The sequence below is a fragment of the Bacillus sp. MN7755 genome (genome assembly GCF_054771475.1).
The window spans coordinates 1-13,339 of record NZ_BTRL01000028.1 but is presented as its reverse complement, the minus strand read 5'-3'; the positions used below and the strand labels follow the sequence as shown (position 1 = coordinate 13,339).

Here is a 13,339-nt window from a genome sequence, read left to right as displayed (position 1 = left end):
TTATAAAATGAAATTAATTATTGCCGAGAAACCAGATCAAGGTTTGGCTCTTGTTTCACAGTTTAAATATCGCCGGAAAGATGGATATTTAGAAGTAGAAGCGAATGAGTTATTTCCAAATGGAGCGTACTGTACATGGGCAATTGGTCATTTGACGCAGTTATGTAATCCAGAGCATTATCATGCAGAGTGGAAAAAATGGTCACTTAATACGTTACCGATGATTCCTGAACGTTTTCAATTTGAAGTAACAAAGTCAAAGTATAAGCAATTTAACGTTGTGAAACAGCTGTTACATAATCCGGGGGTAACAGAAATTATTCACGCGGGCGATGCTGGGCGTGAAGGGGAACTGATTGTACGAAATATTATTAACCTTTGTAACGTGCAAAAACCGATGAAACGTCTTTGGATTTCATCTTTAACGAAGCAAGCTATTTACCAAGGATTTAAAAACTTGCTTGATGAATCAGATACAATTAATACGTACTATGAGGCGTATACAAGGTCATGTGCGGACTGGGTCGTTGGTATGAATGCATCACGTGTCTTTAGTATTTTGCTAAAGAAAAAAGGAATGAACGATGTGTTTTCCGCTGGTCGTGTACAAACACCGACACTCGCATTAATCGTAAAGCGCGAAAAGGAAATTGAAAACTTTAAGTCAGAGCCGTTTTGGGAAGTATTCGCAACCTTTGATATAGAAGGAAAGAAGTATGAGGGGAAATGGGAGAAGGATAGTGAATCCCGCTTAAAAGACCCTGATATGGCGAATAAAATTGCGGCATTTTGCCAAGGAAAACCGGCGGTAGTAAAGGAAATGAAAACGGAGCGTAAAGAGTTTCAGCCTCCGCTTTTATTTAACTTATCATCACTACAAGCAACGGCAAATAAAGCATTTAAATTTTCACCGAAAAAGACGCTTGATATAACGCAAGCACTATATCAAAAAGGGATTGTCTCTTATCCTCGTTCAGATTCCAACTATGTTACACAAGGTGAAGCGGCAACATTCCCTGATATCTTACAGAAGTTAAGTCAGTTTGATGAATATAAAGGTTTATTACCGGCTCCAGTTGAATCGATTATGAATAATAAGCGTTATGTGAATGAAAAGAAAGTAACAGATCACTACGCAATTATTCCGACAGAGCAAGTTACAAATCCAAGTAGATTATCAGGTGATGAAAAGAAAATATACGATATGATTGTAAGAAGGCTTATTGCAGCTCATTATGAAGTTGCAATCTTTGACTATACAACGATTGTAACGCTTGTAGATGAACGTGCTGAATTTATTTCAAAAGGAAAACAGCAAATTCAAGAAGGATGGCGTAAAGTTATTTTCCAAGACGATAAAGATGACGAAACCATTCTTCCAATTGTAGCTGAAGGTGAAGAAGGAAAAGTTGTAAAGGTGAAAGTGAAAGAAGGAAAAACACAACCACCGAAGCGTTATACAGAAGGACAACTTATTACGTTAATGAAAACAGCTGGTAAGTATTTAGAGAATGAAGAGCTGGAGAAAGTATTAAAGAAAACAGAAGGTTTAGGTACAGAAGCAACTCGTGCAGGTATTATTACGATGCTAAAAGACCGTAAATATATAGATGTGACGAAAAACCAAGTGTATGCGACTGATAAAGGAAAAGTATTAATTACCGCAATCGGTGACAAAATACTAGCTTCACCAGAAATGACCGCAAAATGGGAGCAGCGCCTTGCGGAAATTGGTGAAGGCACGGCTTCACCAGCTACATTTATGGAACAGACGAAAAAGTTATCAGCTAAAATTATTGAAGATGCGGTTGAAATGTCTGAGAAGTGGGATTTCACCGGATTACATGTTGAATCGATTGAGCGAAAAGGATCGAAATTTACAACGGGTAAAAAGGTTGGTAGCTGTAAAAAATGTGATGGTGATGTAATTGATAAATCAACGTTTTATGGTTGTTCTAATTACAACACGACACAATGTGATTTCACCATCTCGAAGAAGATATTAAGTAAAACAATTTCGCAAAAGAATATGACAAAGCTCTTAAAAGGTGAAAAGACCGATTTAATTAAAGGTTTTAAAAAAGGTGAGAAAACGTTTGATGCGATGTTAGAGTGGAAAGAAAATAAGATTAATTTTGTGTTTGAGAATTAAATGATTTCAACAAATAAAAGCTTTTGTAACAGGTAAGGTTTGGGGAAATATGGATAGAGAAGAAAAAGCATGACAATTTTATGTCATGCTTTTTTATTTTATAATTACAAAATTTTGTGTACTAATATTAAAAAGGAAGGACTTTAATGTGACATTTCGAAAATTCCTTATTCTTGATTATATTCTATAAAGACTTAAGTTTTCCTCGTGCCCTGTACGTACACCGAAGATACTTAAAAATTTGTCATGATTTTTTGGGAAATAGAAAATCCAAGGTTTAAATAGCAATACCGGTTCTGCTGGTGGCTTAATAACATTTATCAATGCTGGATTGCTTATATACTTGATTAAATCGTCTGAAGGATTTATACATGTTAAAAAATTGAATTGTTTAAGATTATTTGGATCTCCGTTGTTAATGCCTATTACAATTAATGAATTCAAGGACCAAGCTTGATTGGATTGTGTAAAACCGGAAACCGAAAGAAGCCTATAAGCTTGTAAAAGCGTCTGCCAATCCCCCAAAACCCAATCAAAGTTGTTTATTCCTTCTAATTCAACTGTCCCTATTAGTTCCTTGTAGGTATTATCGTATAAACTTGAATAAAGTCCTATATTGTTGATGTAAAGTTCCTTAAACTTTTGGCCCAATGAATCCATGATATCATTTAACATTCTGCTCATCCAACTGAGGAAAAGAAATCATTATGAAATTGATTCAAGTGAAGAAGAAAATATTTTCAAAAAATTAAAAAGTTTCATATCTTAAGTTATTGACATCCAAATATTGTAATGCTAATCTAAACATACCGACGTCCTGTATGTTTAGATTAGAAGAGGTGTGTAAATGAAAATTAAAGATTCAAAGCAAACAATTGAAAAAATATTAACGGTGTCAGCAACGCTGTTTAGTGAGAAGGGATTTGATAAAACGAGTATACAAGATATTGTTGATTCTATTGGAATGTCACGTGGTGCTATTTTTCATCATTTTAAGTCGAAAGAAGATATATTAGATGCAGTCATAGAACGACATTTAAATTATACTTACGAGATGTTGGAGCAATTAGCTAACAGCGTTGATTCAGTAAATAGTAGGGATAAGCTGATAAAAATCTTAGAGATACTTATATCAGACAAGAATATTCATACGATTGATAGTGTTCTAAATGTCCAAATTAAAAATCCACAGTTTGTTATTCAAAGAATAAAAAAAGGTGTAACAAATGAAGCGTTAATTTTTAAAGAAATTATAGAACAAGGGATAGCTGATGGATCAATTGAAACTGAATATCCTAATGAATGTGCAGAAGTTTTTATGTTTTTGATAAATATTTGGACGAATCCAGTTCTATTTAATCGTAAAAAAACAGAAACAATTAGGCGGCTGATTTTTATGCAATATATGATGAGGCAACTAGGTGTTGATATTGTGAGTGACAAATTAATAGAATCACTTATGGAGAATTATCCGAATGTAGAAGATGGTGATATAGATGAATAGTTTTGCGGTAAAAATAGATAAATTGGTAAAAACATTTGCTGGTTCAGAGGTGATTAAAGGCAGCGCAATGACGGTGAAAGCCAATACCATATATGGATTCTTAGGTGCCAATGGTGCAGGGAAAACAACAGTGTTTAAAATTTTATCAGGATTATTGGTTCCTACATCTGGGAAGGTTGAAATTTTTGGAATGGATATAACGGAAAATCGCGAGTTGATATTAAAAAATATAGGAACTTTAATTGAAGTCCCAGTATTTTATGAGCATTTATCAGCAACTGAGAATTTAAAATTTCATTTAGCATATATGAATGTGGAAGGATTTGGAGTTTCTGAAGTCTTAGAAATGGTAGGCCTTACTCAAACGGGTGACCAACCAGTTTCTAAATTTTCATTAGGAATGCGACAAAGATTAGCAATAGCACGTTCGTTCATTCATAAACCTAAGCTTTTAATTTTGGATGAGCCAGTAAATGGACTAGATCCACTTGGAATTCAAGAAATGAGGGTGTTATTTAAAAATTTATCTAAAAATTACGGGATGACCATTCTTATTTCAAGCCATATTCTTAGTGAACTTGAACATATTGTAGATTCAATTGGAGTCATTGTAAATGGAGTGGTTGTAGAAGAAGCACTTTTAGAAGAAGTAAAGACAAAATCTCCGAAAGGATTAGAAGAATATTTCTTTAAAATTATGTCGGGAGGAAAAGTATGTGTTTAATATAATACAACTTGAAATTAGAAAAAATAAAATAAATACGTTTATTTTGGCGAGTGTTATTTCTAGTATTGGTTTACTTGCTTTTATCTATTTTGTTGCATTTGTTGCACAACAAACGAATGAAGTTCAATTTCAGAACTATACTAATATCTATAAATTTACTACTTTAATGGGGATGATTGTTTTTTCATGTATATCATCTGTAATGTATACTCGCTTTATTATTGAAGAATATAAAGGTAAACAAATGACATTGTTATTTTCTTATCCTATTAATCGAAAGAAAGTTTTATTTGCAAAGTTACTTATTGTACTTGGTTTTACTACGGTGTCTATGATTATTTGCACTGCTATACCTATCATTATTTTTAGTTTAACAGAAAAAATTTCTCCTATTGTTCCAGACACTCTTTCACAGCAAGATATTTTTTCTACATTGTTAATGATTGTAATTACTGCTTTTATAACAAGTATGGTAGCCCTTATTGCTATGAGAATAGGTTTTATTAAAAAATCAGTTCCAATTACAATTATTTCTGCTTTCGGATTAATTGCACTTTTAGGGAATACTGTGGCATCTGGCTATGATAAGCCTATGTTAGGTGTCATTATATTAGTAATAATTGCTGCTATTGGAATCTTAGTTGCTCTTGAATTGATGCAGAGAGTAAATCGGATGGAAATAGATTAATTGAGGAGGGAAACTAATGGATAATTACCAGGAAATAGTTGAATTGAATGGGAGACGTAAAATAGAGATTCATATTAAAGGAGGAATTATTTTTTGTCATGCAATAAAAGGAACAAAATTAGTTATAAATGGATCGTTAGGACGGCATTGTAAGGGAATGGAAATAAATCAACTATCGAATTGTTTAATTTTAAAACAAAAAGTTCGCTTTACTCCAATTCTTATGGTTGGATTTCCTAAATCGGTTTATTTAGACATAGGTATTCCAGAGGATATGATCGATTATCTAGTTATTAATCAAGATATTGGTGAACTGACCCTTGAGGGACTGCGAGGTGAAAAAATAGAAGCTAAAACGAAGGCTGCAAAGTTGAATGTAAAAGATGTCTTATGTGATTCTTTAGATTTAAAGGTTGGCAGTCGTCCGGCAGATATTCAATTATTAAGAAAAATTCGACATACTAATGTACAGTCTATTTCAGGGAAAATTAAACTAGAGATGGCTGAAGTAGGTGGGGATTTGAATTGTTCACCTGGTGCAGCAGGGGCTTATATTAAGATTCCACCCAGGGCAAATGTACAAATAAATAAAAGTGGGATTAGAAAGTGTGCAGTAAAGGCTAGATTATCAGGAGAGCAACTTTATCAATTCAATTTAAAAGCAAATTTAGGAGAGATAAGAGTTGTAAATTAACAAAGAAAAAAGGGGGGAGAGTATGGAAAAAATTAAGTTGTTTTGTCTGCCATATGCAGGTGGATCAGCATCTATGTATTATCAACTAAAAGGATATATGCATAAAATAGTAGATGTAATCCCAATTGAATATTCAGGGCATGGAGAACGTATTTCAGAAAATTATTATGCGAGTTTCAAAAATATGGTAGACGATATAGCAAGTAAGATAATTGATTATTTGGATGATGATCAGTTTTCTATTTTAGGTTATAGTATGGGAAGTTTAGTAGCTTTTGAAGTTTACTATGAAATACTTAAGCGTACAGGGAGAAAGCCACTTCATCTTTATTTTGTAGCAAATGGTCCTCCGGAAGAAAAAGATAATAATTTAAAAGTATCTAATATGTCATCTGATAGAGTAGTTGAAAATATAAGAAGTCTAGATGGTTATGATTTTTTGTTAGAAGATAAAGAACTATTAGATTTGTGTGTGAAAAATTTTGAAGTTGATTTTAAACTATATAAAGAATATAAATACACTAAAAAAGAAGAAAAATGTTTGTCTAACATATCAATTATTTATTCTGAGGAAGATAATGTAGATGATAATATTTTTAAATGGACAAAGTATACTGAAAGATTTTGTAATTATAAAAAAATGAAGGGGAATCATTTCTTTATTAATACTCATATAAAAGAATTGGCAAAAGAAATAAATGATACGTTATTAATGGAACTTAAGTACTTATAAACAAATATTATTTAATTTTAGGTGGGAGAATATGCTGAAAAATAATGCGGATGTCAAATTTCAAAAAGATGGTAATTTTAGGGAGAAGGCAATAGAAACTTTTTTATTTGATGAACATGTGTATCAATCAATTGTAAATTTTTGTGATAAAAATAATGTTAAACTACTACAATTTTTTTCTGCATTATGGGCTTTTCAAACTGGTAAGTCGATGGGGAACGATATTGTAACCATAGGTAACTTTGATATTGAGAATTCATTTAATTATAAAAGTTATGAGATAAATATGGAGCAAACAATTATAGATTTAATTAATAGCAAAAAGGATAAATCTTCTACAAAATTAACTGAATTGAATTTTGGGAATTTTGGATATAATGATTTTTCAGGTGTAGTTTTATACCAGTTGGAAAAAAACAGAAATTCAGTCAACAAAGGGGACTTTCAATTAGAAATTGGTTTGCAGCAAACAGAGGGTAAACTGAAGATAGTTTATAATTTTGATACAGATTCTATTAGTAGTATGATGCTAAAGCTTTTACATAATAGAATAGAAATGATATGTAAACAAGTTATGTCAAGGCAAGCAATCTTACTAAAAGATATAGAAATATTACATGAATTAGAAAAACAACAAGTTTTAATAAAATATAATGAAACGTATTCTGAATATCCAAACAATAAAACAATCATTGAATTGTTTGAGGAGCAAGTAAATAAAACCCCTAATGCTATCGCTATAGAATTTGCAGGACAAGAACTAACTTATCAACAGTTCAACGCTAGAACTAACTATTTAGGTAAGTTACTGAGAGAGAAGGGGGTAGGACCTGATAAGATTGTAGCTATAATAACAGATAGATCGATTGAAATGATCTTGGGGATTTTTGCAGTCTTAAAAGCTGGAGGTGCTTATTTACCTATAGATCCTTCTCAACCAATTGATAGGATAAATTATATTCTTGAAGATAGTGGTACAGATATTTTGTTATCAGGGCATGGTGCTGACAATGTAATTAATAATATTATTAACAATGTAGCTATTATCGACTTAATTGGTTGTAAGGAAGAGATAGCAACGAATCTAGAACATATATCAAAACAAAATCATTTGGCTTACGTCATATATACATCAGGTACTACTGGGAATCCTAAAGGGGTTATGGTCGAAAACAGGAATTTAATGAATTTAATTTATTGGATGCTTAAAGATGACTTTAAAGAAACAGAAGTGATTATGCAAAAAACAACATATGCATTTGATTTATCGATTTGGGAAATGTTCTTATGGTGTATAAGAGGTGCAAAATTATTTCTTTTGCCTAAAGAGGATGAGAGAGATTTTCAAAAAATTGCAGAGAAAATCAAGAAGCATAATGTTACGAGATTATCCTTTGTACCATCAGTATTAGAGGAATTCCTTTTTTATACAGATGTGAATAAATTGACTTCACTAAAAAGAATACAGTTATCAGGTGAGGCGCTTCCTATAGAACTAGCAAATAAATATAATGAAAACTATTGTGTTGGCGCAAATCTTGTAAATTCATACGGTCCAACTGAAACGACAGTATTTGCTACTTCACATATGGTTCCGATAAATGAGAAACAAAAAGGAATTCATATAGGAAAGCCTATCGCAAACACCCAAATATATATTATGAATAACGAACACCTTTGTGGTGTTGGGATGGTTGGTGAAATATATATTGGTGGTGAAGGAGTAACGAGAGGTTATTTAAATAAACCTCAGCTTACAGCGGAAAAATTTGTAGAGAATCCGTTTAAACCTGGAGATACAGTATATAGAACAGGTGACTTAGGTCGTTGGTTAGAAAGTGGAGATATTGAATACTTAGGTAGAATTGATGATCAAGTAAAAGTAAGGGGATACCGAATAGAGCTTGGGGAAATAAAAACAAAAATAAGAGAAATTGAAGGTATTCAAAATGCTGCAGTTGTACTGAAAGAACTAGATGGCGAAAAATATTTATGTGGTTATATAGTTGCTGACAGAAAGATGAATGTGAAGAAAGTAAAAGTTCAATTAGAAAAAAAATTACCAGAATATATGATTCCAACATATATTATCCAAATGGAAAGTTTGCCGGTAACAAGAAATGGGAAATTGGATAAGAATGTCCTACCAAATCCCAAACATATTTCTTATGAGAAATATGTTGCACCAAGAGATGAAACGGAACGATATATTTCAGGGATATTTCAAGAAATCTTAAGGGTAAATCGAGTGGGAATTGATGACAGTTTCTTTGAACTGGGAGGGCATTCTCTAAGAGCGATAAGACTTGTGAACATGCTTGAACAAAAGTATGGGACACGGATTCCTCTACGAAAAATTTTAGAAAATAGTACTGTGCGAAAGCTAAGCGAAGAAGTAAAGAGGGATGCAAATCGAGAACAGCATGTACCGATTAAAAAACAACCTGAAAAAAATTACTATGAAATGAGTTCGGCGCAAAAAAGGTTGTATGTAATTGATCAGATGCAAGAACCGAATATTACATATAATATTCCACTAATGATTAAATTTGATGAGAAGATTAATACTAAGCAGCTATATAATGCGTTAACTAAACTTACAGAACGGCACGAATTATTAAGAACGCATTTTGAGCAGATAAATAACAAATTTATTCAGGTTGTAGAAGATCGAGTAGAAATCGATTTTAGTCATATAGAGGAAAAAAGTACAGAAATATTAAATGTTTATAAGAAGTTTATCAAGCCTTTTGATTTAAAAAAGGCACCTTTGATGAGAACGATGGTTATTGAAACTGAAAAAAATGAAAGCATTCTATTAATTGATATCCATCATATTATTTATGATGAGGGATCAGCTCAAATATTATTAAATGATTTAGCTAACTTTTATAACGGAAAAAAATTACTAGAACTTAATATTCAGTATAAGGACTATAGTGTATGGGAGAATGCTAGAGATTTAAATGAGCAAAAGCAATATTGGTTAAATGAGTTTTCTGATGAAATACCTTTACTTAATTTGAAAACTGATTTTCCGAGGCCGCAGTATCAAAGTTATTCTGGGAAAAGAGCTATTACAAAACTAAGCAAACATATAAAAGAATTAGTAAGAGGCGTTCAAGTAAAAACAGGTGCTACGGAATATATGATTGTATTGTCTACTTTTATGTTGTTACTTAACCGGTATAGTCGACAAGAAGAAATTGTAATAGGTAGTCCAGTAGCTGGAAGGACTCATGTAGATACTCAAGATATATTAGGGATGTTCGTAAATACATTGGCTATTAAAGGAAAATTACATCCTGATATGAAATATATTGAGTTAATACAACAACTCAAAGAAAAATGTTTAAGAGCACTTGAAAATCAAGATTATCCATTTGAAGAATTAGTAGAGAATATAAGGGTCGAAAGAGATGCATCAAGAAACCCTATTTTTGATGTTATGTTTGTGTTGCAAAATAATGAATCTACCGAGCTAACATTTGGAAAACAAAAAGCACAAGCAATAGAAATGGATAATAACACGGCAAAATTTGATTTAACAGTTAGTATGACGGAAAGTGAAGATGGGTATGAGCTCATTTGGGAATATAGCACGGATTTATTTAAAGATGAAACGATTGAACGTATGAGCCAACATTTTTCACAATTATTGACTAATACTTTGAAAAATCCACAAAAGGAACTATGTGAATTTGAGTTGTTGAGTGAGGAAGAGAGACAAAAAGTACTAATTGAATTTAATGATACAGAGGTTACGTACTCTCAAGATAAAACGATTATTGAGTTATTCGAAGAGCAAGTGGAGAGAACGCCTGATAATATAGCATTAGAATTTGGACAAATATCTCTTACTTATAGAGAACTTAATTCTAAAGCTAATTATTTAGGAGAGGTGTTGAGAAAAACAGGGGTGAAACCAGACTCTGTTGTGGGAATAACTTCAGAAAGATCTCTGGAAATGGTTATTGGAATATATGGAATTTTAAAATCTGGAGCAGCATATTTACCAATTGATCCAAAGAGTCCAAGAAACAGAATGGAATTCATAATTAAAGATTCTAATATTAAAATAATTTTAGGTGGTCCTGGTAGTAAGGACTTGTTAAATGGTTTATCTGATATTGTGATTGTTGATATTACAGAATGTAATGAAGAAAGAGAAAGTAACTTAAAGGTGATATCAAAACCGAATCATTTAGCGTATGTAATTTATACGTCTGGGACTACAGGTATGCCTAAAGGAGTAATGATTGAAAATAGAAATATTGTCAATCAAGTATTTTGGCAAATAGAGAACGGTAATTACACTGAAAAATCAGTTATTGTTCAGAAAACAGCATTTTTCTTCGATGGTTCAGCTTGGGAAATTTTCCCTTGTTCAGTAGCTGGATGTAAACTGAGCATACTTAATGAGGATCAAAATAAGGATCCAGGGGAACTTATAAAGTTTTTACCTCATAATCAGATAGCTCTCACACCATCAATGTTGAGGATGATATTAGAATATATAGAGGACCATGATAAAGCTGAGGTATTTCAATTAATTAATAAATTATATTTAGCTGCAGAGCCAATATCAAAAGATTTATTGGAAAGATTAAGAGAATTGATGGGGGGAAGATTTGGTAACTTATGTAATTTGTATGGACCTACAGAAACTACAGTTACTGCAACTTCTTATCATTTTAGTAATCAGGCAAATATAGAAAAAGTTCCAATTGGAAAGCCAATATCTAATACACAAGTTTATATAATGAATGGAAATACCTTATGTGGAATTGGAGTACCAGGCGAATTATGTATAGCGGGAGCAGGTGTATCGAGAGGTTATTTAAATAATCCTATGTTAACTGCTGAAAAATTTGTAGAAAATCCGTATAAACTAGGAGAGAAAATTTATCGTACTGGAGATTTAGCTTGTTGGCTAGAGGATGGTAATATTGAATATTTAGGTAGAACTGATGATCAAGTTAAGATTAGAGGATTTAGAATTGAACTTGGAGAGATTGAGGAGAAAATAAGAACTCTACCAGGAATCCAAGATGCTGTTGTAGTTGTAAAAGAAAATAATGATGAAAAATATTTGTGTGGTTATTTAGTGTGTAAAGCAGAATGGAATGTTTCTGAAATTAAAATGAAACTTAAAAGTATGTTACCTGATTATATGGTACCAACATACATTATGCAGATAGATAAGCTTCCAATTACTAGAAATGGGAAGCTGGATAAGAAGGCGTTACCATGCCCTGAATTTGTATTAGCAGAAAATTACGTCGCGCCAAGAAATAAAATTGAATCAGCTATTATAGAAATGTATAAAGAAATTTTGCATATAGAACAAGTTGGAATAGATAATGATTTCTTCGAATTAGGTGGGCATTCATTAAAAGCGACAGTTTTAGTGAATAGTATAGAACGAAAATTTGGAATGAGAATTCCATTACGTAAAGTAATGGAATTAAAAACTGTTCGGAATTTAGCTGAAGAAATTAAAGAGGTGGATGGATATAAACTATATTCGCCAATTGAAAAGCAAGTAGATCGTCATAGTTTTGAACTGACTTCAGCTCAAAAAAGGCTGTACATCATTGATCAAATGCAAGGGGAAAATATTATTTATAATACCCCTCAAATTTTAGAAGTGAATGGTTACCTTGATTTGAATAGGTTGGAAAAGGCATTTCAAAAGTTGATACAACGTCATGATATTTTAAGAACTCATTTTATTATGGAAAATGGAACACCAATTCAAAAAATAACTGACAGTATTGAATTTTTGTTAGAGTTTGAAGTGATAAATAAGGAACTAGATATTCAGCAATTATTAAATGAATTTGTAGAACCATTTAACTTAAGTGAATCGCCATTATTAAGAGCAAAAGTTGTACAGATTACAGAAAATAAATCAATTTTAATAATTGATATTCATCATATTATTTGTGATGGAGTTTCAAAGAAGACTCTATTGGGAGATTTATCGAAGTTCTATGAAGGGAAATATTTAGCAACTCCAGAAATTCAATATAAAGACTATAGTGTATGGGAAAATAATAGGGAATTGTTTGGACAAAAGAATTATTGGTTAAATGAATTCGCAGAAGAAATACCGGTACTTGATTTAATTACAGATAATCCAAGAACTCAGAAGAAAAGTTTTAAAGGACAAAATATTATAACTAAATTAGGACTAAAATATAAGAATGCTATAAAACAGCTAGAAAAAGAAACAGGGGCAACAGAATATATGGTATTGTTGTCAACCTTCATGTTATTGCTAAGTAGATATAGCAGACAAGAAGAGATTGTTGTGGGAAGTCCTATATCTGGCAGAACTCACTCGGATACAATTGATATGCTGGGTATGTTTGTAAATACTTTGGCGATTAAAGGGAATATACAATCTTCACAAAGATTTATAGATTTGGTGGCACAATTACGAGAAAAATGCTTAAATGCGTTTGATAATCAAGAATATCCATTTGAAGAGTTAGTAGATCAACTTAGTGTTGAAGGGGATCCTTCTCGAAATCCAATTTTTGATGTCATGTTTGCATTTCAAAATAATGAGAATGAAAAGATAACATTTGGAGAAGCTGATGTTGTTTTATTGCCAACACCAAATAATGTATCAAAGTTTGACTTAACAATGAACATTGAAGGTATTGAAGATGGATATGAGTTGAATTGGGAGTATTGTACGGACTTATTTAAAGAAAAAACAATTGCTCGTATGAATGAACAATTTGTCCAATTATTGAAAAATGCTTTGAAAGACCCACAAAAGAAACTGTGTGAAATTGAATTATTAACAGATACAGAAAAAGAAAAAGTT

General features: G+C 31.8%; 8 protein-coding genes. 7 read left to right on the top strand and 1 reads right to left on the bottom strand.

The genetic code is table 11. The features are described from left to right. The first annotated feature begins 7 nt into the window (after nucleotides 1-7). Nucleotides 8-2,152: a DNA topoisomerase III gene (topB, locus tag ACYVEC_RS26925; protein WP_063224247.1), complete on the top strand. Its 2,145-nt coding sequence runs from the start codon at nucleotides 8-10 to the stop codon at nucleotides 2,150-2,152. A 177-nt stretch (nucleotides 2,153-2,329) separates the two neighbouring features. On the opposite strand, the gene ACYVEC_RS26920 is transcribed toward topB, so the two are convergent. After that, nucleotides 2,330-2,827 carry a hypothetical protein gene (locus ACYVEC_RS26920; protein ID WP_460509201.1) on the bottom strand — a complete coding sequence of 166 codons (498 nt, stop codon included), beginning with the start codon at nucleotides 2,825-2,827 and terminating at the stop codon, nucleotides 2,330-2,332. A 172-nt stretch (nucleotides 2,828-2,999) separates the two neighbouring features. Here ACYVEC_RS26920 and ACYVEC_RS26915 point away from each other — a divergent pair, with 172 nt between their 5' ends. The 6 genes from ACYVEC_RS26915 to ACYVEC_RS26890 all read left to right on the top strand — a co-directional run. Next, the gene (locus ACYVEC_RS26915; protein WP_063224245.1) at nucleotides 3,000-3,656 is read left to right on the top strand and encodes a TetR/AcrR family transcriptional regulator; all 657 of its coding nucleotides are present in this window, start codon (nucleotides 3,000-3,002) and stop codon (nucleotides 3,654-3,656) included. Further along, complete coding sequence (locus ACYVEC_RS26910) at nucleotides 3,649-4,380, top strand: ATP-binding cassette domain-containing protein (protein ID WP_063224244.1); 732 nt, start codon at nucleotides 3,649-3,651, stop codon at nucleotides 4,378-4,380. Before ACYVEC_RS26915 ends, ACYVEC_RS26910 begins: the two co-directional genes overlap by 8 nt. Then, complete coding sequence (locus ACYVEC_RS26905; protein ID WP_063224243.1) at nucleotides 4,373-5,071, top strand: ABC transporter permease; 699 nt, start codon at nucleotides 4,373-4,375, stop codon at nucleotides 5,069-5,071. Before ACYVEC_RS26910 ends, ACYVEC_RS26905 begins: the two co-directional genes overlap by 8 nt. 16 nt (nucleotides 5,072-5,087) lie before the next feature. Further along, entirely contained in the window at nucleotides 5,088-5,765 is a 678-nt protein-coding gene (locus ACYVEC_RS26900) for a DUF4097 family beta strand repeat-containing protein (protein ID WP_000371059.1), read from the top strand. 22 nt (nucleotides 5,766-5,787) lie between these two features. After that, nucleotides 5,788-6,498 (top strand): thioesterase II family protein, encoded by a 711-nt coding sequence (locus ACYVEC_RS26895; protein WP_460509194.1) that lies wholly within the window; start codon nucleotides 5,788-5,790, stop codon nucleotides 6,496-6,498. Nucleotides 6,499-6,529: 31 nt separating this feature from the next. Then, nucleotides 6,530-13,339: amino acid adenylation domain-containing protein (locus ACYVEC_RS26890; protein ID WP_460509191.1), on the top strand; the 6,810-nt coding region annotated here is incomplete at its 3' end.